32 protein-coding genes are annotated in these 26351 nt (G+C 38.0%); 16 read left to right on the top strand and 16 right to left on the bottom strand.

From position 1 onward, the window contains the following. Positions 1–217 precede the first annotated feature (217 nt). The 3 genes from dapF (at position 218) to ACFX4G_RS14890 (ending at position 2180) form a co-directional block, all read left to right on the top strand. Entirely contained in the window at positions 218–1072 is an 855-nt protein-coding gene (gene dapF, locus ACFX4G_RS14900; RefSeq protein WP_097824958.1) for a diaminopimelate epimerase, read from the top strand. A 74-nt stretch (positions 1073–1146) separates the two neighbouring features. Beyond that, on the top strand, positions 1147–1512 hold the full coding sequence (locus ACFX4G_RS14895) for a HesB/IscA family protein (protein WP_013059620.1): 366 nt from the start codon (positions 1147–1149) through the stop codon (positions 1510–1512). 149 nt (positions 1513–1661) lie between these two features. Then, positions 1662–2180: a hypothetical protein gene (locus tag ACFX4G_RS14890; RefSeq protein WP_097824852.1), complete on the top strand. Its 519-nt coding sequence runs from the start codon at positions 1662–1664 to the stop codon at positions 2178–2180. Between the two features lie 27 nt (positions 2181–2207). Here ACFX4G_RS14890 and ACFX4G_RS14885 read toward each other — a convergent pair whose 3' ends face one another. Further along, entirely contained in the window at positions 2208–3200 is a 993-nt protein-coding gene (locus tag ACFX4G_RS14885) for an NAD(P)/FAD-dependent oxidoreductase (protein ID WP_013085323.1), read from the bottom strand. Positions 3201–3693: 493 nt separating this feature from the next. Here ACFX4G_RS14885 and ACFX4G_RS14880 point away from each other — a divergent pair, with 493 nt between their 5' ends. From ACFX4G_RS14880 to ACFX4G_RS14870, 3 genes are all read left to right on the top strand, one after another. Next, positions 3694–4908: an NAD(P)/FAD-dependent oxidoreductase gene (locus ACFX4G_RS14880; RefSeq protein ID WP_025752690.1), complete on the top strand. Its 1215-nt coding sequence runs from the start codon at positions 3694–3696 to the stop codon at positions 4906–4908. 122 nt (positions 4909–5030) lie between these two features. Next, complete coding sequence (locus ACFX4G_RS14875) at positions 5031–5354, top strand: YuiB family protein (protein ID WP_074681648.1); 324 nt, start codon at positions 5031–5033, stop codon at positions 5352–5354. Between the two features lie 81 nt (positions 5355–5435). Continuing rightward, positions 5436–6083: a 3D domain-containing protein gene (locus tag ACFX4G_RS14870; RefSeq protein ID WP_074681646.1), complete on the top strand. Its 648-nt coding sequence runs from the start codon at positions 5436–5438 to the stop codon at positions 6081–6083. A 42-nt stretch (positions 6084–6125) separates the two neighbouring features. On the opposite strand, the gene ACFX4G_RS14865 is transcribed toward ACFX4G_RS14870, so the two are convergent. Beyond that, the gene (locus tag ACFX4G_RS14865; RefSeq protein WP_013059614.1) at positions 6126–6602 is read right to left on the bottom strand and encodes a divergent PAP2 family protein; all 477 of its coding nucleotides are present in this window, start codon (positions 6600–6602) and stop codon (positions 6126–6128) included. Between the two features lie 245 nt (positions 6603–6847). On the opposite strand from ACFX4G_RS14865, the gene ACFX4G_RS14860 reads away from it, so the two are divergent. Together ACFX4G_RS14860 and ACFX4G_RS14855 are read left to right on the top strand one after the other, a co-directional pair. Beyond that, a complete protein-coding gene (locus ACFX4G_RS14860) occupies positions 6848–8341 on the top strand; it encodes a leucyl aminopeptidase (protein WP_043977222.1) in 1494 nt (497 codons plus the stop codon). Between the two features lie 267 nt (positions 8342–8608). Further along, positions 8609–9928 (top strand): Na+/H+ antiporter family protein, encoded by a 1320-nt coding sequence (locus ACFX4G_RS14855; protein WP_162215060.1) that lies wholly within the window; start codon positions 8609–8611, stop codon positions 9926–9928. A gap of 51 nt (positions 9929–9979) precedes the next feature. Here the strand turns inward: ACFX4G_RS14855 and ACFX4G_RS14850 are convergent, their stop codons facing one another. From ACFX4G_RS14850 to ACFX4G_RS14840, 3 genes are all read right to left on the bottom strand, one after another. After that, on the bottom strand, positions 9980–10171 hold the full coding sequence (locus tag ACFX4G_RS14850) for a hypothetical protein (RefSeq protein WP_013059611.1): 192 nt from the start codon (positions 10169–10171) through the stop codon (positions 9980–9982). Between the two features lie 116 nt (positions 10172–10287). Further along, positions 10288–10824: an HD domain-containing protein gene (locus tag ACFX4G_RS14845; protein WP_028409590.1), complete on the bottom strand. Its 537-nt coding sequence runs from the start codon at positions 10822–10824 to the stop codon at positions 10288–10290. Between the two features lie 176 nt (positions 10825–11000). Next, positions 11001–11369, bottom strand: a complete 369-nt coding sequence (locus ACFX4G_RS14840; protein WP_116516550.1) for a YuzC family spore coat inner layer protein — start codon at positions 11367–11369, stop codon at positions 11001–11003. Between the two features lie 106 nt (positions 11370–11475). On the opposite strand from ACFX4G_RS14840, the gene ACFX4G_RS14835 reads away from it, so the two are divergent. Together ACFX4G_RS14835 and kapD are read left to right on the top strand one after the other, a co-directional pair. Then, positions 11476–11859, top strand: coding sequence for a hotdog fold thioesterase (locus tag ACFX4G_RS14835; protein WP_013059608.1), 384 nt, complete (start codon positions 11476–11478; stop codon positions 11857–11859). Between the two features lie 344 nt (positions 11860–12203). Continuing rightward, positions 12204–12818 carry a 3'-5' exonuclease KapD gene (gene kapD / locus ACFX4G_RS14830; RefSeq protein ID WP_013059607.1) on the top strand — a complete coding sequence of 205 codons (615 nt, stop codon included), beginning with the start codon at positions 12204–12206 and terminating at the stop codon, positions 12816–12818. A gap of 36 nt (positions 12819–12854) precedes the next feature. Here kapD and kapB read toward each other — a convergent pair whose 3' ends face one another. Continuing rightward, positions 12855–13235: a kinase-associated lipoprotein KapB gene (gene kapB / locus ACFX4G_RS14825; protein ID WP_013059606.1), complete on the bottom strand. Its 381-nt coding sequence runs from the start codon at positions 13233–13235 to the stop codon at positions 12855–12857. A gap of 85 nt (positions 13236–13320) precedes the next feature. Between kapB and ACFX4G_RS14820 the strand changes: the two genes are divergently transcribed. Together ACFX4G_RS14820 and ACFX4G_RS14815 are read left to right on the top strand one after the other, a co-directional pair. Beyond that, complete coding sequence (locus tag ACFX4G_RS14820) at positions 13321–13518, top strand: hypothetical protein (protein WP_078082210.1); 198 nt, start codon at positions 13321–13323, stop codon at positions 13516–13518. Between the two features lie 103 nt (positions 13519–13621). Then, positions 13622–14146, top strand: coding sequence for a superoxide dismutase family protein (locus ACFX4G_RS14815; RefSeq protein ID WP_013059604.1), 525 nt, complete (start codon positions 13622–13624; stop codon positions 14144–14146). Between the two features lie 35 nt (positions 14147–14181). Here ACFX4G_RS14815 and ACFX4G_RS14810 read toward each other — a convergent pair whose 3' ends face one another. Together ACFX4G_RS14810 and ACFX4G_RS14805 are read right to left on the bottom strand one after the other, a co-directional pair. After that, the gene (locus ACFX4G_RS14810; RefSeq protein WP_097824848.1) at positions 14182–15354 is read right to left on the bottom strand and encodes a MalY/PatB family protein; all 1173 of its coding nucleotides are present in this window, start codon (positions 15352–15354) and stop codon (positions 14182–14184) included. Between the two features lie 168 nt (positions 15355–15522). Then, entirely contained in the window at positions 15523–16371 is an 849-nt protein-coding gene (locus ACFX4G_RS14805; RefSeq protein ID WP_097824847.1) for an alpha/beta fold hydrolase, read from the bottom strand. Positions 16372–16529: 158 nt separating this feature from the next. On the opposite strand from ACFX4G_RS14805, the gene ACFX4G_RS14800 reads away from it, so the two are divergent. From ACFX4G_RS14800 to yugI, 3 genes are all read left to right on the top strand, one after another. Next, a complete protein-coding gene (locus ACFX4G_RS14800) occupies positions 16530–17030 on the top strand; it encodes an Lrp/AsnC family transcriptional regulator (RefSeq protein ID WP_013059601.1) in 501 nt (166 codons plus the stop codon). Next, on the top strand, positions 17030–18190 hold the full coding sequence (locus ACFX4G_RS14795; protein WP_043977208.1) for an aminotransferase: 1161 nt from the start codon (positions 17030–17032) through the stop codon (positions 18188–18190). Before ACFX4G_RS14800 ends, ACFX4G_RS14795 begins: the two co-directional genes overlap by 1 nt. 207 nt (positions 18191–18397) lie before the next feature. Then, positions 18398–18799, top strand: a complete 402-nt coding sequence (gene yugI, locus ACFX4G_RS14790) for a S1 domain-containing post-transcriptional regulator GSP13 (protein WP_013059599.1) — start codon at positions 18398–18400, stop codon at positions 18797–18799. Between the two features lie 36 nt (positions 18800–18835). Here the strand turns inward: yugI and ACFX4G_RS14785 are convergent, their stop codons facing one another. Beyond that, positions 18836–19066 carry a DUF378 domain-containing protein gene (locus ACFX4G_RS14785; RefSeq protein WP_013059598.1) on the bottom strand — a complete coding sequence of 77 codons (231 nt, stop codon included), beginning with the start codon at positions 19064–19066 and terminating at the stop codon, positions 18836–18838. A gap of 220 nt (positions 19067–19286) precedes the next feature. On the opposite strand from ACFX4G_RS14785, the gene ACFX4G_RS14780 reads away from it, so the two are divergent. After that, positions 19287–20450, top strand: coding sequence for an iron-containing alcohol dehydrogenase (locus ACFX4G_RS14780; RefSeq protein ID WP_377575486.1), 1164 nt, complete (start codon positions 19287–19289; stop codon positions 20448–20450). A 44-nt stretch (positions 20451–20494) separates the two neighbouring features. On the opposite strand, the gene mnhG is transcribed toward ACFX4G_RS14780, so the two are convergent. Genes mnhG through ACFX4G_RS14745 form a run of 7 tightly spaced genes read right to left on the bottom strand, consistent with a single transcriptional unit; the run spans position 20495 to position 26248 of the window. After that, entirely contained in the window at positions 20495–20857 is a 363-nt protein-coding gene (gene mnhG, locus ACFX4G_RS14775; RefSeq protein ID WP_013085304.1) for a monovalent cation/H(+) antiporter subunit G, read from the bottom strand. Next, the gene (locus ACFX4G_RS14770; RefSeq protein WP_013059595.1) at positions 20841–21125 is read right to left on the bottom strand and encodes a Na(+)/H(+) antiporter subunit F1; all 285 of its coding nucleotides are present in this window, start codon (positions 21123–21125) and stop codon (positions 20841–20843) included. Before ACFX4G_RS14770 ends, mnhG begins: the two co-directional genes overlap by 17 nt. Beyond that, entirely contained in the window at positions 21126–21602 is a 477-nt protein-coding gene (locus tag ACFX4G_RS14765; protein WP_013059594.1) for a Na+/H+ antiporter subunit E, read from the bottom strand. A gap of 6 nt (positions 21603–21608) precedes the next feature. Further along, positions 21609–23093: a Na+/H+ antiporter subunit D gene (locus ACFX4G_RS14760; RefSeq protein ID WP_377575483.1), complete on the bottom strand. Its 1485-nt coding sequence runs from the start codon at positions 23091–23093 to the stop codon at positions 21609–21611. Further along, on the bottom strand, positions 23083–23424 hold the full coding sequence (locus ACFX4G_RS14755) for a Na(+)/H(+) antiporter subunit C (RefSeq protein WP_013059592.1): 342 nt from the start codon (positions 23422–23424) through the stop codon (positions 23083–23085). Before ACFX4G_RS14755 ends, ACFX4G_RS14760 begins: the two co-directional genes overlap by 11 nt. After that, positions 23424–23846 carry a Na(+)/H(+) antiporter subunit B gene (locus tag ACFX4G_RS14750; protein ID WP_013085301.1) on the bottom strand — a complete coding sequence of 141 codons (423 nt, stop codon included), beginning with the start codon at positions 23844–23846 and terminating at the stop codon, positions 23424–23426. The genes ACFX4G_RS14755 and ACFX4G_RS14750 overlap by 1 nt, the downstream gene beginning before the upstream one ends. Continuing rightward, positions 23843–26248 (bottom strand): Na+/H+ antiporter subunit A, encoded by a 2406-nt coding sequence (locus ACFX4G_RS14745; RefSeq protein ID WP_097824846.1) that lies wholly within the window; start codon positions 26246–26248, stop codon positions 23843–23845. The genes ACFX4G_RS14750 and ACFX4G_RS14745 overlap by 4 nt, the downstream gene beginning before the upstream one ends. Positions 26249–26351 lie beyond the last annotated feature (103 nt).

Here is a 26351-nt window from a genome sequence, read left to right as displayed (position 1 = left end):
GTGCTTTTTTATGCGTTTTTGCCCAAATATCTGCGCTTTAATCATTCTCTTTGCAATCATAATGCTTCTTGTGTTTTTTAATACTCCAAATGAGGACAAAATAAAAAACCCCTTAATCTTTATGATTAAGGAGCTAAAAAAACGGGGGATGATATTATTGTGTACAAAAGAGAATCACTTTATACTAGAGCTACATAAAAAAATAATGGGTGATAATATGAAAAAATTTCAGTTTACAAAAATGCATGCACTTGGCAACAACTATATCTACGTAAATATGTTTGAAGAACATATAGAAGAGCAAGAGTTAGCACCGCTTGCTGTAAAAGTCTCAAATGTTTATACGGGAATTGGATCGGATGGGATGATTCTTATTTGTCCATCTGAACGTGCAGATGTGAAAATGCGCGTATTTAATAATGACGGCTCGGAAGCAAAAAACTGCGGAAACGGTTTAAGATGTGTAGCTAAATATGCATATGAACATAATTTAGTAACAAGCGAAAGATTTTTTATCGAAACGCTTTCTGGAGTTGTAGAAGCAACGGTGCATCCGCAGGGAAATGAAGTTCCAGAAGTGACAATCGATATGGGAGCGCCTCTTTTAGCTAGAGAACAAATTCCAATGACGGGAGCAAGCCAAGACCAAGTCGTTAATGAAGAGATGGAATTTGGAAAAGAACGGTTAAAAGGGACGGCTGTATCAATGGGAAATCCTCACGTTGTCTTTTACGTAAATAATATTGAACAAGCGCCTCTTACTACATTAGGGCCTGTGGTTGAAAAAGATTCGCGTTTTCCAGAAGGAGTGAACGTTGAATTTGTCGAGGTAGTGAACGAAAGAGAGCTGAATTTTCGTGTATGGGAAAGAGGTTCGGGTATCACTCAAGCATGTGGAACAGGAGCATGTGCTGCTGTTGTTTCGTCTGTATTAAATGAGAAGACGAAAAAAGATGTTCCTACTGTCGTACACCTCGCTGGAGGAGATTTAACGATTGTTTGGCAAAATAAAGGCAATGTATTAATGACAGGTCCAGCCAATGTGATTTGTGACGGCGCGTATTATTATTAGAAACGAAGAAGCAGACGATTTGTCGTCGCAGACATTTCGTCGTATACTAAACAAAAAAGGAGGTCTGTTTAAAAATGAGTCAAGATATCCTAACAATTACAGAAGCTGCAAGCTTTCAAATAAAAGATATGATGAAAGAACATGAAGAAGAAAATGCTTATTTACGTGTTAATGTAAATGGAGGAGGCTGTTCAGGTCTTTCTTACGGCATGGGTTTTGCTCACGAAGTAAATGAAAACGATACGCTGTTTGAACAACATGGCATTAAGATTCTTGTAGATAGCGAAAGTGCTCCAATTTTAAAAGATGTAAAAATTGATTACAAGCAATCTATGCTAGGCGGAGGGTTTACAATTGATAACCCGAACGCCATTGCAGCATGCGGCTGCGGCTCTTCTTTCCGTACAGCAAGCAACGCAGGTGCTCCTGAAGAGTGCTAAATATATTTTTATAAAAAAGCTTTCTTCATCTGATCTGGTGAAGAAAGCTTTTTTAGTGAGGAATTTTTGTATGTTACATCATCTGTCAAACTTGTTGACTGAATAATCAGTCTTTTTTATACTCAATAAAAAAGAGGAGATGAACGGATTTGATAGATGCGACTCGTTACGACGCGGAACAAGTAGGAGGTTACGGAAGTTTTCGCAAAAAAAACACCCTGCCTATTCTATGGAAGGGGTTTATAAACTGGTTAAAACTTGAAAATGGGAAAATGGAGTCTAAGGATGTAAAAAGTATTCACTTCAGTGAATCGCATTTATTTGTTCAGCATTTGCCTTTTTCCTCAGGTAAAGCCTGTCATCAAAACTCGTCCTCTGCGCCTCTTAACCATTCTGAACCTTACATTCGCTATTATGAAAATGCTAACGCATCTCTGGCTGAAAGCTACGGAGCAGTTGAAGGAGAGCATATTCTGCTGATTGAACGTATTGCCGGTCAATCAGAGGTAGTAAAATATTTAAGCAAGCTCGAAGGTTTGAAGACCTACAGGATGAGCGTAACTAGTCAAGAAGGAAACCATTCCTTTTATGAAATCTGTTTAATAAGCAGTGATGCGGAAATGATGAGTGAAATCATTCATCGAATGGTTACACCAATCCAGCAATGAAAAAAAGCAGGCGAGAGCCTGCTTTTTTTATGAGAACATTGACGTACTGTGCATAGGCTGTAAGCGAGCCTTTGGATCAATGTATGCCTTAGCGTTATTAACGGCAGTCGGACCTTCGCCAAATCCTGCCACGATGAGTTTTACTTTTCCATCATATGTGCAGACATCACCTGCTGCATAGATGCCAGGAATGTTTGTTTCTTGCTTTGAGTTAACAACAATTGCATTTTTCTCTAAATCTAAGTCCCATTCTTTAATTGGACCTAGAGAAGAAACAAATCCAAAGTTTACAATAACATCATCTACGTCTACTACTGTCTTTTCTTCACCTTTTGTGTTTTCTAACACAACTTGTGTAATACGGTCATCTCCAACAAATTCAACCGGTACATACGGTGTTTTAATATCAACTGATGAATTATGCAAGTTTTCTACGCTGTGTTCATGAGCGCGGAACTTGTCTCGACGATGCGTTAACGTTACTTTTTCTGCGATCGGCTCTAACATAAGAGACCAGTCTACAGCAGAATCCCCGCCCCCGCATACTAATACTTTGCGGCCTTTGAATTTATTCATATCATCCACAAAATAATGAAGGTTCGTTTGCTCGAACTGTTCTGCGTTTTCTAGCTCGATTTTACGGGGCTTAAATGCACCGTTTCCAGCCGTAATAATAATTGTTTTTGAATAGTGAACTTCAGAATTAGTAGTTAATCGAAATACGCCGTCCGCTTGTTTTTCTACCTTTTCTACGGCTTGCTCTAGCGCAACTGCAGGTTTAAATTGATCCATTTGCTCTTTTAGGTTATTGACTAATTCTTGAGCGCGTACTTTTGGAAAACCAGCTACATCATAAATATATTTTTCAGGATATAAAGCAGAAAGCTGTCCACCAAGCTGTGGTAAGCTTTCAATAATTTTTACGCTCGCTTGACGCATACCGCCATAAAATGCTGTAAATAAGCCTGTAGGGCCGCCTCCGATGATGGTAATATCATATACTTGTTTATCTTCTTTCATTTATAATCACCTCTAGATTGTTCTGTGCCAATGCATATTCTACTTTATGATAGCATAGTAAATTATAAAATATCATTAAAACACGCTGGAATGTTTGAGAAACTTTCTCAACTTAAAGATCAGTATTTGTAATCATTAACATAACCACACGTTTTGGTCAAATATAAAACTGGGTATACAGGAAAGTAATTGAAAATTAAAAAGCTTGTAAATACAAAGTGAAGGGTTGAAAAACCGATTAAAAAAGCATAAGATGTTTGTGTAAATCAAGCTAGGACTTACGCTTACATTTTTTTGAAAAAGAAAAAATGTATTTTTTTAAAAAAGAACGTGAAGTGATTCACATTATTTTTCTTATGTGAATAATAAATGGATAGCGATGATCGTTCTTGCTCAAACTAACATAAAAAAGCAAACCAAATAAAATTGCTCTTATCATTATATTTGTAAGACATACTTGTGACTATAACTAAAAAAGGTGGATGACATTCCTATGAAAAAGCCTAAAATCGTCATTTTGGGTGCCGGGTATGGCGGCATTATGACAATTGTTAATTTACAAAAAAAACTGGGTGCTAGTGATGCGGAAATTGTTTTGGTAAATAAAAACGATTACCATTACGAAACGACATGGCTTCATGAAGTATCAGCAGGTACAATTCATCAAGATCGCTCTCGTGTTCCTGTTAAAAATTTAATTAACACAAATAAGGTTACATTTATCAAAGACACGGTCGTAGATATTAAGTTAGATGAAAAGCGTGTTCTTCTTGAAAACAGTGAGCTAACGTACGATTATTTAGTTGTTGCTTTAGGGTATGAAGCAGAAACTTTCGGAATTAAAGGTTTAAAAGAACATGCATTTACCATTACGAGCATTAATGCAGCACGTCAAATTCGTGAGCATATTGATTATGTGTTTGCGACGTACAACAATGAAGTGGAAAAAAGAGACGAACTTCTGACCATTATTGTTGGGGGCGCTGGCTTTACCGGTATTGAATTTGTGGGAGAATTAGCAAATCGAGTCCCACAGCTTTGCAAAGAGTTTGATATTCCTCGTGAAAAAGTACGCGTTATTTGTGTAGAAGCAGCGCCTACGGCTTTGCCAGGTTTTGATCCAGAACTTGTAGAATATGCGGTAACACAACTAGAACGAAAAGGAATCGAGTTCAAGATCGGAACAGCGATTAAAGAGTGTACAGAAGAAGGAATTATTGTATCAAAAGATGACCAAGTAGAAGAAATCAAATCAGCAACAGTTGTATGGGCTGCGGGTGTTCGAGGCAGTCATGTGATTGAAAAAGCTGGATTTGAGAACATGCGCGGACGTGTAAAAGTAAGCAATAGCTTGCTGGCACCAGGGCATGAAGATGTGTTTGTTATTGGAGATTGTTCGCTAATGATTAACCCTGAAACAGAACGTCCTTATCCGCCAACAGCTCAAATTGCTATGCAGCAAGGTGGTACCTGCGCTGAAAATATTAGCCGTTTGATGAAAGGTCAAAAAGAATTAAGCGAGTTCAAACCAGATATTAAAGGAACGGTATGTTCGTTAGGGCATGATGACGCAATTGGCGTTGTATACGGTCGAAAACTATTTGGTTCAAGCGCATCTTTTATGAAAAAAGTTGTTGATAATCGCTCGCTTTTCCTTCAAGGCGGAGCAGGTCTTGTATTGAAAAAAGGAAAATTTAATTTCTTTTAAAACAAAAAGCAAAAGGTCTTTAAGCCTTTTGCTTTTTTGGTATTAACTTACTTTTCTGTGATTGACGCTTTCATTACTCTTAAGTAAACTGAGAGTATAAAGAGTAACGGAGGCGAAAAGCAATGGAAATGAGTGTGCCTGTACTAATTATCTCCATCTTGTTGTTTTTTGTTTTGTTTTTTGGAATCGGTTTCTTATTGAATATGCTGCTTCGCATGTCTTGGATTATGGCCATTATTTATCCCGTGATTTTTATTTTTATTATTGATGATGTAAGAGCGGTGGATTACATTCAACATCCCGCTCACTCCTTTCAGCAGCTAGGGACAAAAGTGCTGTCTTTAGCCACAGCTGACATTGTGATTTTAATGGCTGGTTTTATAGGTGCACTAGCTTCAGGCATTACCATTAAATCTTTACGAACAAGAGGGTACCAAATGTTTTAAATGTAAATTCTTCTCGCAAACGAATAATTTGTTTTTATGTTGGAAACAAATAGATTCGTGAGAGGAGTTGTGGAAATCACAATGATTGGAAAAATAGCAAAGCGATTCATTATGTGCCTACTACTGGTCGGAGCGTTGTTTACAACATATGAAGCAATTACCGGCGTCCCAATAACCACAGTCATCAAATATATGCCTTTTATAAACAGTACAGGGCATCCTCTAATGAATAAAAGGCTCTTGCCATCATTTCTAAAACCACTAAGAGCTGAAGCGGCTAGCAATGACAAAGAGCGTTTGACGATTGAAGAAGCATTTGATTGGTCGCGTTATCCAACTAAGAATGTATTGGCTACGGGTTACACAGCTGGTTACGAATCAACTGGGAAAAATCCCAATCATCCAGGGTATGGTATTACATATTCGGGCGTTAAAGTAAAACGTGACTTGTATTCAACCATCGCTGCTGATTTAACCATATTTCCAATTGGCACGATCTTGTTTATTCCGGGCTATGGCTATGGAGTGGTAGCAGATAAAGGTGGGGCTATTAAAGGCAATCATCTTGATTTATATTTTGAGACTGTTTCCGATGTGTACAACATATGGGGTAAAAAAGAATTAAACGTCTATGTAGTAAAGTCAGGGGACGGCCGCTTAACTGAAGAAGAGTTAACAATGCTGAATGAAAAAAAGTCGATGCAAGTTTTTCGCCAGCAGGTAAAATAAACGAGAAACACATGAAGAACTCTTCATGTGTTTTCTTATGTTTTATGGCCATACATAATACGTTACAAAAGCAACTGCTATCCCGGTTAAGGCCCCAAAGAAAACTTCAATAGGCTTATGTCCAAGTAGCTCTTTTAGCTTCACTTGTTTTTCGTCTTCTTCATTGGTCGTCCACAGCTTTGCCTCTTTTACTGCGCGCTGAAAGTCTTCAACCAAACGATTTAAAACCGTTGCTTGCTCTCCTGCATGTCTTCTTACTCCTTTAGCATCGAACATGACAATAATGGCAAAAATAGCGGAGAGAGCAAAAATAGGGGATTTAAGACCTTCTGCTAGCCCAATGGCAGTTGCTAAGGAAGTTACTGCTGCGGAGTGGGAGCTTGGCATGCCTCCCGTACTAAAAAATAAGCTGCCGTCTATTTTCTTAGTAGCTACAAAAGAAAGGGGAATCTTAATAAATTGAGCAAAGAAAATAGCGATTAATGAACTCCAAAGTGGAAAATTTGAGAATAAATCCATTGAGACGTCCTCCCTCAACTTAAAATGTCTGAAAAGCTAAACCCGTATGATGAAAAAAGCGGTAGATGAAAGTATATGTGTGAAACTAAGGTTTTTGAACTGTGATTAAAAATTGTATTTCTGCTATCATATGTATATAGATGAAAACAGTGGTGAATATGATATATATTCCACTTGCTGAATAGATTAAACAAAGCAGATGATAAATAAAAATAAAATCTCTATACGTAAAAGGGAGGAATTTTATGTTTTCGCATGTAGAAACATTTGGTGCTGATCATCAAACAGAAGCGCTCGTAATCGGGTTATTTAATCAAAATCAACAATTTGAAGGCCTTCTAAAAGAAATTGATGAAGCTTTAGGTGGACAGCTCATTCATTTGATTAAAGAAGGGGATATACGTGTACAAGAAAAACGTATATCAACGATTCATACACTAGGAAAATTAGGAGCAAAACGTCTTTATTTTGTGGGACTCGGACGAAAGCAAGCGCTAACTAAAAATGGGCTCAAAGAGAGCTTTGGGCTGTTATTTAAAAAGTTAAAAGAAGCGAAGATTTCAAACGCATCGGTTGCCCTTTCTACATTTGATACAGGAGCGTGGTCAGAGCAAGAAACTGCAGCTTTATTAGGAGAAGCTCAACAGCTTGCTATGTACGAGTTTGAAAACTACAAAAAGAAATCAAACGAACCTGACAAGCAGCTTGAGAAAATTGAACTGTTTTCTTTTTATAAAGACGTGGTACAATCTGCTTTGGTTGGATATACGTATGGAAAAGCAACAAACTCAGCGCGCACCCTTGTTAACTTACCAAGCAACATGCTAACGGCTACAGATTTAGCTAATTATGCAGTAGAAATGGCACATACATATGGTTTTGAATATGAAATTTTAGAAAAAGAAGAGATGGAAACATTGGGAATGGGCGCACTGTTAGCAGTTAATCAAGGTTCCGCAGAGCCTCCTAAAATGATTGTCCTGAAATATCAAGGAAAAGAAAAATGGGAAGACGTTATTGGGTTAGTAGGAAAAGGGATTACCTTTGACACAGGTGGTTACTCTATTAAATCTAAAGACGGGATTGTAGGTATGAAAACAGATATGGGAGGAGCTGCATCTGTTCTTGGTGCAATGGAAGCGATTGGAGAATTAAAACCTCATCAAAACGTAGTAGCTGTCATTCCATCAACTGACAACGTTATTAGCGCGCGTGCTTTTAAGCCAGATGACGTAATTACAGCAATGAATGGAAAGACAATAGAAGTACTGAATACAGACGCTGAAGGGCGTTTAGCGTTAGCTGATGGTATCTCCTATGCCAAACACCACGGAGCAAATTATTTAGTAGACGTGGCGACATTAACGGGTGGTGTAATTGTAGCTCTTGGTACACATACAACGGGGGCAATGACGAATGATTCTGCTTTATTGCAGCAAATAGAAAAAGCGAGCATTGAGACAGGCGAACCGATTTGGGAGCTGCCTATTACAGAACGTGACAAAAAGCGTGTTCGGGGAAGTAAGGTAGCAGATTTAAATAACTCTCCTGGACGAGAGGGGCACGCAATTATGGCAGGAACTTTTATTGGTGAGTTTGCAGAGCAAACACCATGGGTTCACTTGGATATTGCTGGAACTGCAACATCCGCTGCTTCTCATGAGTTAGGACCTTCAGGTGCAACAGGCGTGATGGTGCGAACACTAGCTGCAATGGTTTGTTTATTTGAAGCCAATTAATGAAAAAAGTATAGCAGTGATAGAAAGAAACGTAAAAAGAAGCATCGATGATGCTTCTTTTTTAATATGTTTACATAATGTTTTTTCTTTTTAGTAAGAAAAGATTATTTAGAAAAATCCTTATATCGTTAAGGGTGTAGAGAAGTTAAACAAACGTTTATTTAGTAAGATGATTGACTTTTTTTCTATACCTAATATAATGAATATGTTGTTTATCTCTCTAATGTTTTAATGAGATAAAGTAAAAAGAAAAATGGAGGTTTCAAAATGAATGCAGTATTAATAGCTGTGCTCGTGATGCTGATTTTGAGCTTAATGCGCATCAACGTTGTCTTTTCTTTAGCAGTAGGAGCGCTAATTGGAGGACTTGTTGGCGGTATCAGCCTCACAGATACAGTAAGTATATACACAGATGGTCTTGGAAATAGTGCTTCTGTTGCATTAAGCTATGCTTTGCTTGGAGGATTTGCAATGGCTGTTTCGCGGACAGGGCTGCCTGATGCCGTTGTTCAACTAGCGTTAAAAATAGTAGGGAAAGAAGGAGAAACGAAAAAGAAGTCACTGTCAAAAGTACTGATCTTATTGATCATTCTTATTATTTCATGTTTTTCTCAAAACGTTATTCCGGTTCACATTGCATTTATTCCGCTTTTAATTCCACCTCTATTAAAAGTATTTAATCAGTTAAAAATCGATCGCCGATTAGTCGCAACCGTTATTACGTTTGGACTGGTTACACCTTATATGTATTTGCCGGCAGGATTCGGTAAGATTTATCACGACATTTTATTTACTAACATTAAAGAAAGTGGACTAACGATTGATAAAGGAGATATTACCGCAGCGATGGCTCTGCCAGCTTTAGGAATGATAGCGGGCTTATTGTTTGCTGTTTTTATTTCATACCGCAAACCACGTCGGTATGAAGACATTGATATTGATCAAGGTGCAGAAGAGAGTACAGGTTATACAACAAGAGGCATTATTATAGCTTTGGTTGCGATTGTAGCAGCTTTAACTGTGCAGCTCTTAGTAGATTCTATGATTTTTGGCGCGCTGGCAGGAATTGTTGTACTTTACTTCAGCGGAGCTTTGAAGTGGAGTGAAGCAGATCCAGTATTAACAAACGGAATGAGAATGATGGCTTTCATTGGATTCGTTATGCTGTCAGCCTCTGGTTTTGCAAAAGTTCTTCAAGAAACTGGAGATGTAGAAGCGCTTGTAAAAGATTCTGTTGCTCTTATTGGAGGGAATCAAATGCTGGGGGCATTTCTTATGCTTGTCATCGGGCTTTTAGTGACAATGGGCATTGGTTCTTCTTTCTCTACTATTCCAATTATCGCGACGATTTTTGTTCCTCTTTGCTTAGAACTTGGTATGAGTCCAATGGCAACGATTTGTATTGTTGGTACAGCAGGAGCGCTTGGAGACGCTGGTTCACCAGCTTCAGACAGTACGCTTGGACCCACATCTGGATTAGCAGTCGATCGTCAGCATGATCATATTTGGGATACGTGTGTACCAACTTTTCTTCACTATAACATTCCACTTATTATTTTTGGGTGGATTGCCTCGGTTATCTTGTAAATAGAGGCCCGATAATGAAAAAAAGCAGCCGATCAAAACCGGCTGCTTTTTTCATGCTTGAGAAAGAGTAGAAGCAGTACTGTCACAAGCTCCTAATGCTTGCTCTACAGCCTGAAGAGATTGTTCAATACGTTCACGATTTGAATCTTTCTCTACTGTTTGAAGAGCTTGTTCAAGGCTTGCTTTTGCCTGATTTAATGATGTGCAAGAATCTTGCACGTAACCTCTAGCGTTTTTAGACATTCTTCTTCCTCCTAACTAACCAAAAATGAGAATCAATAAGTAGTATGAGTAGTTTGCAGGGAATTATGAGGAGAAATAATAAAAAGGATTAACTCTTATGAAAGGAGTTAACCCTGTCAGCCTAACTGTTTAAATTGGTTGGAATGTAGAAGTTCAAGCACTTTCTTATCAAGCTCCTTAATTTTCTTTACAGCCAGATTATATTCCAATTCACGGTAATGGTGTTTGCCGCCTGGCTCTTCATCAGCTTCGTCAGCTAGTTTGACTACTTTTTGAAGAGGGCGTTGTTGAATTGTTCCTTCAGGCAAATATGAGTCTGTGTGTAGTAAAATAGCTAAAGCAATTTCTTTTGCCGCCTGAGGTTCCTCACCCAAACGAATGAGTAATTTATGTGCACGTTCAGCCCCTTTAATAGCGTGAATATCATTTTGACGATACTTCTCATAATCCCACTGACCATTTGTGTACCATTCGTAGTGGCCAATATCATGAAGCAGCGCTGCTTTTGTAGCTAAATCCGGGTTTACATTATGCTGTACGGATAGACGAAACGCATGATAGGCGACGGATACAGCATGCGCAACGCCAGATCGAGTTAAATATTTTTGAGCGATAGGATGCGTGAAAATTTCTACTAGCGTAACATGTCTCATCATGTCATCCCTCCTAAAGAAAAAATATATTTCCAAATACAATATCATATTTGTATCCTAAATACAATTATCGTGTAATTTGTTTTTACATACAAAAATGGCATATATTATAATATTCGAAACGAAACAACATGTACATCTTTTTTTGAAGAAAATAAGACTTTTTTCCTTGTATTTTACCATCTAATATTTAACGATACGTGACAGCAGTCAAATTGGTTATCGGGATGAATAAACGTAATTTTAATATAGTCTGGAGTATAAAAAACATCGATTTTTGTCTTAACACCAGTGGAAAGAATGAGTCTTTTTACTTCACTCATTTTGGATTCTTGAGCAGCAGCTTTTATTTTTTTTATTAAATTTGGCGAAGTATTAGCTCTTTGAATAAATATAGTAGCGCTTTGCATCGTAGAGGGAATAACTTTAAGAGATTGCTGAAATGTCGCGATGTCCGCCTCAGGTAAGTTAGGTACCCTGTATGTATAAGGGTGAGGCATGTAGTACGATGGCCAATAGTAAGACAAGGGAGCAAATGATTTCATATAAGAACCCTCCTAGAAAACGGATTTTTATTATGTATATGTAGAGGGTTCGTATATGTTGTAGCAAAACCGTTATTGTATACTAGATACAAAGGGAGGTATGGATATGAAAACAAAAGATACGCTGTTAGAAGCATTAGGAATTGAGATTATTAGTGCGAGTGAACAAAGAGTGGAGGCGACGATGCCTGTTGATGAACGAACGCGTCAGCCATTCGGGCTTTTACACGGAGGAGCATCGGTGGCGTTAGCTGAAACTGTGGCTAGTCTAGGTGCCATTAAAAGTGTAGATCTCGAAAAAGAAATCTGCGTAGGTTTAGAAATTAATGCCAATCATATCAAAGGGAAAAAAGACGGAATCGTTACAGCTATAGGCGTTCCTTTACATAAAGGAAAAAAAACAGCGGTTTGGGAAGTGAAAATTCAAGATGAAGAAGAGAATTTAATCTGTATATCCAGATGTACGCTTGCTATTCTGCCTAAAGCTTAAACATAAGAATGCTTAGTCTAGAAGGTGTGAGGTATGCTTTTAGAGCCAGGAGGAGCCACCTCACACACTCGAGTTAGAGTTTAAAGAGAATTTGGAAGAGCGGATACGTAAAAAAGTGAAAAAATAGGTAAAAAAATAAGCGAAATTATGTCTATTCGTGACAGTTACCCTGCGCATAGAGACATGCTCTAGAATATAGTAGTAGTAAAGTATTCTTTTTATTCAGCAACTAGAATATTCATAATATTAAAAATAAGAACAGAAAATAGACCTTCCGATTGTTCAATCGTGCTATAATAGCATTAATATAGTAGGGCGGTTTATTTTACAAAGGGGTGATAATATTGGATAAGAACTCTCAGTATTTATTCATTGATTTTGAATTTACAATGCCAGAGTATAAGGGTTTTCCAAAAGGCTTTTTTCCGGAAATCATTGAAGTTGGTTTGGTGTTTGTTAAAAATCAAGAAATCATTGATCGTTTCTCCTCTTACGTACAGCCTACACACTTTACAAAATTAACTGAGCGCTGTAAATCATTTCTCCATATCGAACAAAATCAAGTAAATGAAGGCATTACGCTAGAGCAGCTTGTACAGCGACTGGGCATGTATAAACACAGCACGATCATTACATGGGGGAACATGGATATGAAAGTATTAAGGCAGTGCTGTCAAAAAAATAAGGTGCCATTTCCTTTTGCAGGTAAAGAAATTGATCTTTCAATGGAGTATAAGCGCTTTTTTGGAGATCAAAATCAAACTGGCCTTTGGAAAGCTGTGCAAGAGTACGGTAAAGAAGGAACTGGAAAGCACCACTGCGCGCTTGATGATGCGATGACGACACTCAACATCTTTAAGCTTGTAGAAAAAGATAAGCGGTACCTTCAAAAACCAGAGCCAACGACCATAGGAGATCGAATCGATTTTTCAAAAGTATTAAATAAATTTGCATTATAAAAGCCAAATCACTTCTACGTGAATTTGGCTTTTTACTTAATGAATACCGTACTCTTTTTTTAACTCTTCTAAACAGGCAATACTTGCTTGAGCAAAAGGGCTATCTTTGGCTTGTTGCTCAGCTATCTTTAATTCAAGCGCTTTTTTTAGTGAATTTTTATAATCGGGAACGCTGTCTTCATAGAGATGAACCATTTTTTGAGGAATATTGGCCTGCTCTCGAAATGCAAGTGCTTTTCGCTCATGAAAAAAAGGTACGTCCACTTGTCCAGGGTTATGTAAGTCACCTTGTTCTGGATGCTTTAACACAGCTTGAATCCGCACAACATAATGCAGGTCTCGAACTTGTGTAATTTCACCGATGTATTTCCCAGTTTTATAAAGTGCCGTAACGGTTTGACCAATTGTAAATGTCATATTGCCAGATCTCCTTTAAGTAAATTGTTTGTTATCACCAGTATAAATCAAAACCCTCTACCGTTTCTATGAAAGGATGTTGTACATGATGTATTTAATGTTTTTGCTTTATTTTCCGGAAGATAAAAGAGAATATATTCCTGCTTTTGCTACTATGGCGATTTTTGTACTAGCAGCAGTTGCAGTATGGCGTTTAATCATTAAGATTTCGAAAAAAGAAGAAGAAAAAACGAAGGAGTTAGAAGCAAAGCTAAAAGAACAGGATAATAAGAAATCACTGTAATGAAATGCAAGTAAAATGTAAGCGTTTAAAATAATATGTTGCTGGACAATCTATGGAAAGATATCTAAAACTTTCGCTAGTGCATATGCGATTGGAGGGCAACATGAAAAAACTACTACTCATTGGAACCGTGCCTTTTTTCTTGTTAACGGGGTGTATGGAAAAAGAAATATCCAATAAAGAAGTCAAAGTCTATAACGCAGATGGAGATAGCATCGGTACAGTCAAGTTGAAAGAACAGGCCGATGGAATTGAGTTTACGTACAATTTAAGTGGACTTCCACCTGGCGAACACGGCGTACATATTCATGAAATGGGAATTTGCAAAGCTCCTAACTTTAAAAGTGCGGGCAATCACCTTGATCCTGATAAAAAGAAACACGGACTGTTAAATCCAAAAGGACCGCATTTAGGCGATATGAAAAATATTGTGGTAGAAGACGATCAGACGTATACAGGAACAGATATGGTTCCTCAAGTCACGTTAAAAGAAGGAAAGACATCGCTCGTTAAGCGTATGGATGGTTCATCCCTTGTTATTACCGAACAAGGGGATGACGGAATGACAGAGCCATCAGGTAATTCTGGAAAGAGAATCGCCTGCGGGGTTATTTCAAAAAAACATTAAAAACAGCGTTCTTTCGTGAGAAAGAACGCTGTTTTTTACGTTAAAGCTACTTTTAAGCGATTCAATCCTTCTTGAAGTTGTTCATGTGAACAGCCAATGTTCAAGCGGATAAAGCCTTTTCCATATGTGGAGCTGTATTTTTCACCTTTTTCTACGGCGATTTTACCTTTTTTTAATAAGCGTTCATGTAATTCTTCTTCTGACAAATGCAGCTTGTTGCAGTCAATCCATAGTAAATAAGTTCCTTCTGGCTGAACAACTCGCAGTTCAGGCAAGTTCTCACTTATAAAACGCGTCACGAGATCTACATTTTTCTTCAGATACACAAGCAGTGCTTCTAGCCACTCTTCACCTTCACTGTAAGCCGCCTCTAATCCAATTATTCCGAATGTGTTTAAATTAGAAAACCCTTGCTTTTGCTGCTGCTGAACATACTGTGTGCGCAGTTTCTCATTTGGAATAATAACAGCTGAAGCCTGAAGTCCCGGTATATTAAATGTTTTGCTAGGGGCCATACACGTAATGGTTCGATTGGCCGCATCTTCACTCACCATGCTAATGGGAATGTGTTTATAAGGCTGGTAAATTAGATCAGAATGGATTTCATCTGAAACAATTAATACATTGTATTTTTCACAAAGATCGGCAAGCTTCTTCAGTTCTTCTTTTGTCCACACGCGTCCTACTGGATTATGAGGGCTGCAAAGAATCATTAATTTTACACCTTCTGCAAATTTTTGCTCTAAATCTGCAAAATCAATTTCGTATTTATCGCCTGCAAGTTTCAACGGATTTTCAACAACTTCTCGATCATTTACCTTTATCATGTTAAAAAATGGAGTATAGACTGGAGGCTGAATTAAAATTGAATCTCCGGGTTCCGTAAATGCTTGAATAGCCATACTCAGGGCAAATACAACTCCTGGACTGTATGTAATCCATTCATGATCAATGGTCCACTGATGCTTTTTTTCTATCCAGGATGATAAAGCATTTGCCGTAGATTCAGTAGGGGAAGTGTAGCCGAAAATACCGTGTTTGACACGCTCATTAATGGTTTGAAGAACATTAGGCGGCGCTTGGAAATCCATATCAGCTACCCAAAAAGGCAGAACATCTTTTGCTCCAAAAACAAGATCAGTTTTGTCCCACTTTACGGACTGCGTACCTGTACGGTTAATTAATTGATCAAAAGAATAAGTAGACAATAAAAGTACCCCCTTTTTTAATATAATAGTTTGCTTATTTTTAATACGTTTGTCAACGAAGTTAACTTGTGAAGTCAATAAAGAAAGTGAAAAAATTGCTGAAGCACGACTAATGAATTTTTTATTAAAGTTAGCGCCTCGTGTGCAATATACGAACCCGCCCCGTCATTATTGAGACAGGGCTTTTTCACCGTACAAGAAATCGACCATATGAGATTGCACAATGTCAGGACACTCTTCTGGTAAAAGGTGCCCAATTTCCTTTAAAGAGACAAAGGTAGAGTCTGTTAAATCATCTTTTAACTTACGTCCGAGATGCAAAGGAACAACCCGGTCTTCTTCTCCCCAAATGAGTAAACTTGGTTTTTTTATGTGCTGCAAATCCTTTGAGGATAGGTCTCCTTCTCGATCGCGAATCATTCTTGTTAAAGCCATAAACGTACGGTCATCCAAAAATGGTTCAGTATAGCCATCAATCATTTCTTCGTCGATTAACTTATGATCAAATACGACATTTTGCAAGTTACCTAATACACCTTTGCGAGAAAGCCACGTTTTTACCCACAGATAAAAGAAGGGAACATAAGAAGACATAACCAATCCATAATGTGAGGGGCCTAAATAAGCTGAGCTGCACAGAAGAACTAGTTTCGATACGCAAGAAGGCTTTAACTTTGCTACGTTTAAACAAACTTGTCCTCCCATTGAGTGTCCCGATAGTACAACATCTTTCAACTTTAAATATTCAATCAACTCGATGACAATTCTGGCTAAATTTTTATACGAGTATTGAAAGGTTAACGATTTTTCACTTCGCCCAAATGGCGGAAGGTCCAGCGTAATGATAGAAAACGTATCTTCAAATAAAGGAATTAAACGTCGAAAGCTAAAACTCGATGATAAAAAGCCGTGAATAAATACAATGGCGGGTTTATCAGGGTGATAGTTATGGCATTCGTAGTAAACATTGACTCCATTAAAAGTACGCTGGTGGCAAGTAATTTTAGATTCAGTCAATTTGTTTCACTCCATCTTTTTCTTTCTAGTCTGTCCTAATTTCCAGCAATCTATAAAATGAAACTCAATTACCGGTATAGATTTCACATTAAAGATGTGTTTAAATTTGATATAATGGAAAAAGTGAAAAAATTTAATCGTTGTAGGAGGGGAACGCGGTGTTCTTAGAAGAAAAAGAGTTAGAAATTTTAGAAATTCTAGAAAAAAATAGCCGTATTTCGATAGATAGTATTTCAAAAATGGTGGATTTAACGTTTGAAGAAACCTCTAATATTGTTAAAAAGCTAGAGAGAGAAAAAGTAATTGTGCAATATTCAGCTGATATTAACTGGAGACGAGTAGATGGACATGAGGGCGTCACAGCTATGATAGATGTAAAAGTTGCACCAAAGCGAGGAGTAGGCTTTGATGAGATTGCGGAGCGCATCTATCGTTTTCAAGAAGTGAAATCCGTGTACCTAATGTCAGGAGCATATGATTTGTCTGTTATTATTGAAGAAAAATCAATGTCTGAAGTAGCATTTTTTGTTTCTGAAAAGCTTTCTACGCTAGACTCTGTTTTATCTACAACGACTCACTTTATTATGAAAAAATACAAGCACGATGGTACCATCTACGACCAAGGCGATGAAGATCGCAGAATCGTGGTGTCTCCGTAATGAAAGAGCGCTTGTCAACAACTGTACAACAGCTGAAACCTTCAGGTATTCGCCGCTTTTTTGATTTAGCAGCAAGTATGGATAACGTCATCTCTCTTGGAGTAGGTGAACCTGATTTTGTCACATCTTGGGCTGTTCGAGAAGCGAGTATTTTATCGTTGGAAAGAGGATATACCTCTTATACAGCAAATGCGGGGCTTTTAGAGCTTCGCTTTGAAATTATGAAGTATATGAAAAGAAATTTTAACGTCTCGTATGATTATAAAGATGATATTATTGTGACCGTTGGAGGAAGTCAGGCTTTAGACATTACAATGAGGGCTTTGATTAACCCTGAAGATGAGATTATTGTCGTAGAGCCAAACTTTGTGTCCTACAGCCCGTTAATTTCGCTAGCAGGAGGAGTTCCTGTGGCAATTGAAACAACAGCAGAAACAGAGTTTAAGCTGCAGCCTAAGCAGATTGAAGAAGTGATTACAAGCAACACAAAAGCTCTTCTTTTATGCTCTCCTAATAATCCAACAGGAAGCTCACTCTCTAAAGAAGAGCTGCAGGCTATTGCGGATATTGTCATAAAGTATGACTTGCTTGTTATCACGGATGAAATATATGCAGAATTAACATATGATGAAGAATTTACATCTATTGCTTCTTTAGAAGGGATGAAAGAACGCACTATTATTATTTCTGGCTTTTCTAAAGGGTTTGCCATGACTGGATGGCGTCTTGGATACATATGTGCACCAACTGAGATTGCTAAAGCAATGCTGAAAATTCATCAGTATACAATGATGTGTGCGCCTACCATGGCACAATATGGAGCAATTGAAGCACTACAAAATGGGCAGCATGACGTAGAAGAGATGAGAAAAAGCTATCGCAGAAGACGGAACTATATGGTGAAGTCATTAAATCAAATTGGTCTGGAATGCCATTCTCCCGGAGGAGCGTTTTATGTGTTCCCTTCTATCGAGAAAACTGGATTGTCATCGGAAGAATTCGCTGAGCAGCTTTTGCTTGAAGAGCGAGTAGCCGTGGTGCCAGGCAATGTATTTGGAAAAGGCGGAGAGGGACATATTCGCTGTTCATACGCCTCTTCAATGGAATCATTAGAAGAATCCATAAAACGGATTAGCCGTTTTGTTGAAAATAAGTTATAATAAAAATAAGATATTATGTCATATCCTATAGACGGTTTGATATAATATCTTTTTTGCTATGATGAAATGTAGTGTTAGTTTATATTTGTGACGAAATTGGTAAATAATAAATATAGTATAACTACTTTTTGATTCAATCTATGAACTGTGCTATAATTTTAAATTGGCTATAATGGTGAAAATAATAAGGTATCTAGGAGTGTTTATATGTCAAAATTTGAAATCGGTACTGTTACAAAAGGTAAAGTAACAGGAATTCAACCATACGGTGCATTCGTTGCATTAAATGAAGAAACTCAAGGATTAGTTCATATCTCAGAAGTAAAACATGGCTTCGTTAAAGATATTAACGAACATTTATCAGTAGGAGACGAAGTAAACGTTAAAGTTTTATCTGTTGATGAGTCAACTGGTAAAATTGGTTTATCTATTCGTGCTACTGAGCCAGCTCCAGAAAAAACTGAAGCTTCTGCACCTAAAAAACCTGCTAAAAAGCGTCAAGGTCAAGCAACAGTTCATACTGAATCTACTCAAGGATTCAACACATTAAAAGAAAAATTAGAAGAGTGGATTGAGCAATCAAACCGCGAAGATCTAATTAAGAAATAAGAAAAAAAGAAGGATAGCTTAGCTATCCTTCTTTTTTTAATGTTCCGTTCTAGGTTCTGTACGCTCTACTTCAGCAGAAGGTTTAAATAATAGACCTAGGTTAATCAGTCCTGCGATTCCAACCAATCCATAGATAATGCGGGAGAAAGCAGATGTTTGACCGCCGAAGATTGCTGCTACTAAATCAAATTGAAAAAAGCCAATAAGTCCCCAGTTAATTGCTCCAATAATCGTTAATACGAGCGCAATACGTTGAATACCACTCATGATGAACCCTCCTTGTTTTGTAGTTCACTTATTAGCCTGCTTTTTTTAGAGGGAAATATGCATATTTGCTTTTGGAAGATACAGACAAATAAACGTTCATTTGGATGGGGTGAGCATCTAGCCCACAGGGAATAATCTTTAGGAAGTCAATTTTCTTTACAATCAAAAAGTTGTTCTTCATAATGATGCATGTAATCAAGCTCGTAAGGAGGAGTTTATAGTGAACAATTTTACATTTTATAATCCTACAAAATTAATTTTTGGTAAAGGTCAATTAGAGCAGTTAAAAACAGAAGCAGGGCGCTTTGGCAAAAAGATATTATTAGTATACGGCGGAGGAAGCGTAAAACGCAGCGGTTTATACGATCAAGTAATGGATGTACTGAATGACATGAATGCAGAAGTACATGAGTTAGCGGGAGTAGAGCCGAATCCTCGTCTGACAACTGTTCGCAAAGGAATCGATATTTGTAAAGAAAACGGTATTGAATTTTTACTTGCAGTTGGTGGAGGAAGCGTAATCGATTGTACAAAAGCAATCGCAGCAGGCGCAAAATATGATGGAGACGTATGGGACATCATTAACCGCGACGTATTCGCAGCTGAAGCTCTTCCATTTGGAACAGTGCTGACATTAGCAGCAACAGGTTCAGAAATGAATGCTGGTTCTGTTATTACAAATTGGGAAACACAAGAAAAATACGGCTGGGGCAGTCCGGCAACATTCCCTCAATTCTCTATTTTAGATCCTGTTAATACATTTACTGTACCAAAAAATCAAACAGTTTATGGCATGGTCGACATGATGAGCCACGTATTTGAACAATATTTCCATGTTGCAACAAATACGCCGCTTCAAGATCGCATGTGTGAAGGAGTACTGCAAACGGTTATTGAAACGGGACCAAAATTATTAAACGACCTAGAGAACTACGAGTTACGTGAAACGATTTTATACAATGGGACAATCGCATTAAACGGTATGTTACAAATGGGACACCAAGGCGATTGGGCTACTCACAATATTGAGCATGCGGTATCAGCTGTATATGACATTCCACATGCAGGTGGATTGGCAATTTTATTCCCGAACTGGATGAAACACGTAATGGATGAGAACGTAGATCGCTTCAAGCAAGTAGCTGTACGCGTATTTAACGTAGATACGGAAGGCAAGACGGATAAAGAAGTAGCACTTGAAGGTGTTGATAAGCTTCGTGAATTCTGGTCAAGCCTAGGTGCACCAACTCGCTTAGCTGATTATGATATTGGTGAAGACAAATTAGATCTTATGGCTGATCGTGCAATGGCTAAAGGTGAATTTGGCAAATTTAAAAAATTAAACAAAGAAGATGTACTAGCAATCCTACGCGCTTCTTTATAAGATTTTCGATAAAAAACGCCGTGCAAACCGCACGGCGTTTTTTTCTATTCATGATGGGTAAGTTTTTTCTGCTGTTTGGTTTTCAAATCATCCCGAACGGTTTTATCAGAAAGAGGAACTCCGCTGTAATAAGCCGCTCTTCCTAGTAAATGCCCAGCAATAGGAGAGGTGATAAACACAAAGACAATCGCTAAAATTAACCGTGCACTAATATGGCCGGTGTCAATCCAAAAGTAGAGTAAGCAGCCCACTAATATAAACAGGACGCCTAAGGTGGCACTTTTGGAGGCAGCGTGACTTCTTGTGTACGTATCAGGCAAGCGAATAAGCCCAATCATGGTCACAACTGTCAGAAGAGACCCTATTAGTACTAAAGCTCCTACAATGATTTCACTGATCACGTTCATATTCGATCACTTCTCCTTTCTCTAAAAACTTAGAAAAAGCAACGGTACCTACAAAGGCTATGATGCCTAGCAGTAAAATGACTTCGAAAAAAGCCTGGGTTCGAAAAATAATCGAGATGATGGCCGTAATGGCAATGATGTTAATTCCAATAGCGTCAAGGGCCATTGCTCGATCAGCAGTTGACGGACCTTTCACCACTCGATAAACAAACCCAATAGTTGAAGCAGAAATGAGAATGAGCGAAACGTTTAAAAAAATATCGAGCATTTAACGACTCACCTCCATAATGGCTTTTTCGAATGTTTGCTGAATATCTGTAATAATGTCATCAATATCGTCTGTATTGATTGCATGAATATAGATAGTAGAATTATCATCTGACACATCCATCACCAGTGTACCTGGCGTTAGCGTAATTAAAAGAGAAAGAATGGTAATTTCCCATTCACTCTCCAGACGGGTTGGCATTGCAAAGATGGCTGGCTGAATATTTAATTTAGGGCGCAATACGTCCTTAGTCACTGCAATATTGGCTTTGAATAATTCTCGTATAAAAATAAACAGCAGTTTAATGATCGCATACACTTTATGCAAATAAAAACGTCTGTGAAAAAAACGGCGGAAAACAAACAGCAGTACCGCTCCCCAGAAAAAACCTATAATAAAGGAAGGGAGTGTCCAAATCCCTCTCAAAAACATCCATGTGAATGCAATGATTACGTTTAATAATAGTTGAAATGACATGCAGATCTACTCCTTTAACACTGATTGGATATAAATTGAAGGATCCATAAGCGTTTGAGTGGCTGTTGACACATAAGGGATAACAGCTTCTGCACCTAGTCCTAAAAAGACAGAAACAGCAAGTAAGATAGCGGATGGGTATAGAATACCTTTAAGGGATACTTTTTCATGCTCAGAAGAAAGCTTAGGTTCACCCCAGAAGCAGCTCATGAAAATCTTAATGGCAGAATATAAAACAAGCAGGCTTGAAACTAGTAAAACTCCTACAAACGTGTAGCTCTCTGATTCTAAGCCGCCCTGAACTAAAAGGAATTTTCCAATAAAGCCGCTTAGGGGAGGAATTCCTGCCAAAGAAATAGTAGCGATAAAAAACATCCAGCCAAGCAGCGGATAGTCTTTAATTAACCCACCCATTTTCTTTAATTTTGTTGTTCCAGTTATTCGAACGATGCTTCCAGCAAGAAGGAATAGAGCTGCTTTAATAATCATGTCGTGAATTAAATAATAAATAGCTCCTTCAAAACCTGCGTTTGTTGTCAAGGTCACCCCGTAGACAATGACTCCGACAGCAATAATAATGTTATAAATTAAGATTTTATTTACATCCGAATAAGCAATGGCGCCTACTGCACCAACAACGATAGTCAAAAGCGCAACGTAGCCGATAATTTGATGAGTAAATTCAGGATGATGGTAAAACAGTAAAGTGAAAGTCCTGAAAATCGAATAAACGCCTACTTTTGTGAGCAAGGCACCAAACAACCCGATAATAACGGGTGGAGGCGCACTATATGAACCTGGAAGCCAGAAATACATTGGAAATAAAGCTGCTTTTAAGGCAAAGACGATAAATAAAAGCATGCCAATGGTTGTTAAAATTCCCGGCTGGTTCGCCTCAGCAATTCGCTGTGAAAGGTCCGCCATGTTGAGAGTTCCTGTTACAGCATATAAATAAGCAACGGCAATGACAAACAAAGCGGATGAAATGACATTGACTAAAATATACTTAAGTGACTCTCGAAGCTGTGCTTTTGTACCGCCAATTACAATAAGAGCGTACGAAGACATAAGCATGACTTCAAAAAAGACAAATAAGTTAAAGATATCACCTGTTAAGAAGGCGCCGAATACGCCTACTAATAAAAACTGCACAAACGAATAAAAGTAAAAGCGTTCACGCTTTTCCCCAATTGTATGAAAAGCAAAAAGAACGCAGCATAGTGTTACCACACTAGCAGTAAGTACGAGAAGGGACGCGAACATGTCCGCTACTAGAATAATTCCAAAAGGAGGTTTCCAGTTCCCAAGCTCGTGAGTTAAAACACCTTTTGATTGAACCAGTTGTACTAAATAGGCAGCAAAAGCAGTGGTGGTGATTAATGATAAAACACTGATTATCCTTTGAAGTTTAATATTGTCTTTGAAAAAAATGAGCACAACACCTACAACAAACGGGATAAGCAGTGGGATGATTACAAAATTACTCGTCATGTTCATTTCCCCTTAACTTGTCCATATCGTCTGTTCCGAGTTCCTGATAAGCCCTGTACGCTAGTACAAGGAAAAAAGAAGTGACGCCAAAGCTTATGACAATGGCAGTTAAAATTAGAGCTTGAGGTAAAGGATCTGTATAAGAAGAAGCCTTTTCTCCCAGAAGGGGAACACTCCCCCCTTTTAATCCGCCCATCGTTAAAATTAACAGGTGAACACCGTGGCTTAATAAGCCTGTTCCAATAATAATTCGCAGTAAACTGCGGGATAACATGAGATATACAGCGGCAGTGAATAGAATCCCTGCCACTATGGACATTAATATTTCCACTATTCACTCTCTCCAATCGTTTGAATAATGGTCATCGTAACACCAACAACTACTAGATATACACCTAAATCAAACAGTACAACGGTAGCTAAAGATGTTTTCCCGAGAAGGGGAAGGTTAAAGTAGCTATATGTGTGAGTTAGAAATGGGACTTTGAAAATAAATGACCCAAGCCCCGTTAAAATAGCTAGCAGCAGTCCAGAAGCCGCGACCTTCTTATAATCAAATGGGATGACTTTCGATACGGTTTTTATATCGAAAGCCAGCAGTAATAATACAAGAGCTGCTGAGGTAGTAAGTCCCCCAACAAATCCTCCCCCCGGTGTATAATGACCTGCAAAGAAAAGATGAATGGCAAAAATGATAATAATAAACGTGACTACTTTCGTTGTGGTTTGTAGTATCAAATCATTTTTTTTCACTCTTCTTCCTCCTTTGTTAACCGAAGACGAATCATGCCATAGATAGCAAGAGCTGCTATACAAAGTACGGTAATTTCAAATAATGTATCAAATCCGCGGAAGTCCACAAGGATTACGTTCACCATGTTTTCGCCGCCTGCTTTTTCATAGCTGTTTTCAATAAAGTAATGTGAAATCGATTCAAATAGTTTCGTACTGTTTGCTGATATGCCAAGCAGTGTAACAGTCGTTCCTACAAGAAGAGCGACCAGTAAGTTTGGCAGCTGAAACTTCACCCTTACTTTTCGCTTCCGAAACTCCGGCAAGTAGTAGAAACATAGTAAAAACAGTGATACCGATACAGTTTCAATCACTAATTGAGTCAAAGCTAAGTCAGGAGCTCGGAATAATACGAAAAATAAAGAGAGTGTATACCCGACAACTCCGAGCGAAATAATGGCTGTGAGGCGTGATTTTGCCAATAAAGTTGTAATAGTAGCTGCAACCATTACGACTGCTAATATGGCTTCATAAACGCCTATAGAAGAAGTATCTTTTAAATCAATCGCAAAGGCATTCTGAGAAAAGAGCGTCAACAGAAGTAAGATGCCTATGAAAGTAAAAATGATTAAAAGATAGTCTCTAATAAATCCTGTCATTAATGTTTTCATGATACGTGTTGACCCTTTTTCTATCCCTTTAATTCCATAATTATAGCCGTTATTAAGCGTTAAAGAAGAAGGGAATCGTGTATAAATTTTTGACCATTTTTGAACCGTCATAAATAACAAAATACCAAATATGATGACCCCTAGTGTCATAAATAATTCTGGCGTAAAGCCATGCCAAAATTTAATATGCACTTGATATTCTTTACCTTCAGCTAGCAGGCTAGGTGCGATAGAGGCCATTGTTGGCTCAATAAGGGTCGATTCTAATAAATTAGGAGCAAAGCCAAAAATAACAACCAGTGATGCTAAAATAACAGGTGAAATAAGCATGCCTACTGGTGCTTCATGAGGTTTCTTCTCTAACTTTTCGGGCTGGTATTTGCCTGTAAAGGTTTTAAAGACAAGAATCATACTATAGATGAAAGTGAAGATACTTCCTAACCAAGCGATGATAGGCAGCAAAATTCCCCACGTCTGCATGCTATACATATCCATTTTTGTCACGTTTACCATGCCTGTAAAAAACATCTCTTTACTTAAGAATCCATTAAAAGGAGGAAGACCCGCCATTGAAAATCCCCCGATGAGAGCAATGGTAAATGTCACAGGCATAACGCTCATTAACCCGCCTAACTTTCTAATGTCACGCGTGCCTGTTTCATGATCGACAATACCTACTACCATAAACAAGCTGCCTTTGAAGGTAGCGTGGTTAATCAAATGGAAAACCGCTGCAGTAAGAGCTACTAAGTAGATATTATCGTCTAAAAAATCATAGTGAATAGCTGCGCTACCTACTCCTATAAGTGACATAATCATCCCCAGCTGACTAATAGTTGAAAAAGCTAAAATCCCTTTCAGGTCTTGTTGCTTTACTGCTGAAAATGAGCCCCAAAACAGTGTAATTAGTCCTATAATTGAAATAGCAAAAAACCAAGTGGCGCTTATAGCAAAAACAGGGCTGAGTCTTGCTAAAAGATAAATTCCTGCTTTTACCATTGTGGCTGAATGAAGGTATGCACTCACTGGGGTTGGAGCTTCCATTGCATCTGGCAGCCAAATATGAAAAGGAAACTGAGCAGATTTTGTAAAGGCCCCTAATAAAATGAGGACTAGAGCTGGAATGAATAGATGACTTGATGTGACTACATCTACGTTTGAGATAATTTCGCGTATGCTGAAAGTACCTGTCATAACGTATAAAAGCACAATTCCTGCTAAAAGGGAAAGTCCTCCGAATACGGTAATGAGCATAGATTTTAAGGCTCCGTATTGAGATTTCTCTCGTTTGTACCAATAACCAATCAATAAAAAAGATGAAAGGCTTGTTAATTCCCAAAAGCTGTAAAGGCTCATTAGGTTATCTGATAATACAACTCCTAGCATCGACCCCATAAAAAGAAGCAAATAGACATAAAACGAATGCAGTGCTTCTTTTGTCTTAGAAAGATAATAAATGGAGTAAAGAATAACAAGTGTCCCAATTCCGGTGATTAATAGAGAAAACAGAAGACCAAGTCCATCCACATAGGCATCAAAGTTAATGCCCAGACTAGGTATCCATTTCATTGAATGTAGATATGTTCCCCCCTTAGAAACACCACTGATATATTGTGTGAAATAAATGAACAACACAAGTGGAAGAGGTAAAACGAACCACCCTGTATGAATACGCTGGAATTTCCTATACAGAAGGGGGACAAAAAAGGCTAATAAAAAAGGCGATAAAATCACCAAGTGCAACCACGACAAAAGACAAACCTCCTTGTGATATTCAATTCTGTAACCGATTATATAATAATTTAATTATGCATGCATCCATGCTATTTCTTAGTATCAGCAGATTTTTCAAACC

The sequence above is a fragment of the Priestia sp. YIM B13486 genome, from assembly GCF_042787865.1.
Taxonomy (GTDB): domain Bacteria; phylum Bacillota; class Bacilli; order Bacillales; family Bacillaceae_H; genus Priestia; species Priestia megaterium.
Note: the sequence above shows the minus strand (reverse complement) of the source record. Positions and strands in the feature narration are given on the sequence as shown.

Excerpts from the sequence above, each read along its gene's own strand:
- ACFX4G_RS14820 (WP_078082210.1), top strand. The coding sequence starts at position 13,321 with ATGATGTATTTAATGTTTTTGCTTTATTTTCCGGAAGATAAAAGAGAA.
- kapB (WP_013059606.1), bottom strand. The coding sequence starts at position 13,235 with ATGACATTTACAATTGGTCAAACCGTTACGGCACTTTATAAAACTGGG.
- ACFX4G_RS14870 (WP_074681646.1), top strand. The coding sequence starts at position 5,436 with ATGATTGGAAAAATAGCAAAGCGATTCATTATGTGCCTACTACTGGTC.
- ACFX4G_RS14835 (WP_013059608.1), top strand. The coding sequence starts at position 11,476 with ATGAAAACAAAAGATACGCTGTTAGAAGCATTAGGAATTGAGATTATT.
- ACFX4G_RS14785 (WP_013059598.1), bottom strand. The coding sequence starts at position 19,066 with ATGAGTGGTATTCAACGTATTGCGCTCGTATTAACGATTATTGGAGCA.
- dapF (WP_097824958.1), top strand. The coding sequence starts at position 218 with ATGAAAAAATTTCAGTTTACAAAAATGCATGCACTTGGCAACAACTAT.
- ACFX4G_RS14850 (WP_013059611.1), bottom strand. The coding sequence starts at position 10,171 with ATGTCTAAAAACGCTAGAGGTTACGTGCAAGATTCTTGCACATCATTA.
- ACFX4G_RS14760 (WP_377575483.1), bottom strand. The coding sequence starts at position 23,093 with ATGACGAGTAATTTTGTAATCATCCCACTGCTTATCCCGTTTGTTGTA.
- ACFX4G_RS14765 (WP_013059594.1), bottom strand. The coding sequence starts at position 21,602 with ATGTCATTTCAACTATTATTAAACGTAATCATTGCATTCACATGGATG.
- ACFX4G_RS14865 (WP_013059614.1), bottom strand. The coding sequence starts at position 6,602 with ATGGATTTATTCTCAAATTTTCCACTTTGGAGTTCATTAATCGCTATT.
- ACFX4G_RS14795 (WP_043977208.1), top strand. The coding sequence starts at position 17,030 with ATGAAAGAGCGCTTGTCAACAACTGTACAACAGCTGAAACCTTCAGGT.
- ACFX4G_RS14880 (WP_025752690.1), top strand. The coding sequence starts at position 3,694 with ATGAAAAAGCCTAAAATCGTCATTTTGGGTGCCGGGTATGGCGGCATT.
- ACFX4G_RS14770 (WP_013059595.1), bottom strand. The coding sequence starts at position 21,125 with ATGCTCGATATTTTTTTAAACGTTTCGCTCATTCTCATTTCTGCTTCA.
- ACFX4G_RS14885 (WP_013085323.1), bottom strand. The coding sequence starts at position 3,200 with ATGAAAGAAGATAAACAAGTATATGATATTACCATCATCGGAGGCGGC.
- ACFX4G_RS14815 (WP_013059604.1), top strand. The coding sequence starts at position 13,622 with ATGAAAAAACTACTACTCATTGGAACCGTGCCTTTTTTCTTGTTAACG.
- ACFX4G_RS14845 (WP_028409590.1), bottom strand. The coding sequence starts at position 10,824 with ATGAGACATGTTACGCTAGTAGAAATTTTCACGCATCCTATCGCTCAA.
- ACFX4G_RS14855 (WP_162215060.1), top strand. The coding sequence starts at position 8,609 with ATGAATGCAGTATTAATAGCTGTGCTCGTGATGCTGATTTTGAGCTTA.
- ACFX4G_RS14895 (WP_013059620.1), top strand. The coding sequence starts at position 1,147 with ATGAGTCAAGATATCCTAACAATTACAGAAGCTGCAAGCTTTCAAATA.
- yugI (WP_013059599.1), top strand. The coding sequence starts at position 18,398 with ATGTCAAAATTTGAAATCGGTACTGTTACAAAAGGTAAAGTAACAGGA.
- ACFX4G_RS14860 (WP_043977222.1), top strand. The coding sequence starts at position 6,848 with ATGTTTTCGCATGTAGAAACATTTGGTGCTGATCATCAAACAGAAGCG.
- ACFX4G_RS14875 (WP_074681648.1), top strand. The coding sequence starts at position 5,031 with ATGGAAATGAGTGTGCCTGTACTAATTATCTCCATCTTGTTGTTTTTT.
- ACFX4G_RS14840 (WP_116516550.1), bottom strand. The coding sequence starts at position 11,369 with ATGAAATCATTTGCTCCCTTGTCTTACTATTGGCCATCGTACTACATG.
- mnhG (WP_013085304.1), bottom strand. The coding sequence starts at position 20,857 with ATGAACGTGATCAGTGAAATCATTGTAGGAGCTTTAGTACTAATAGGG.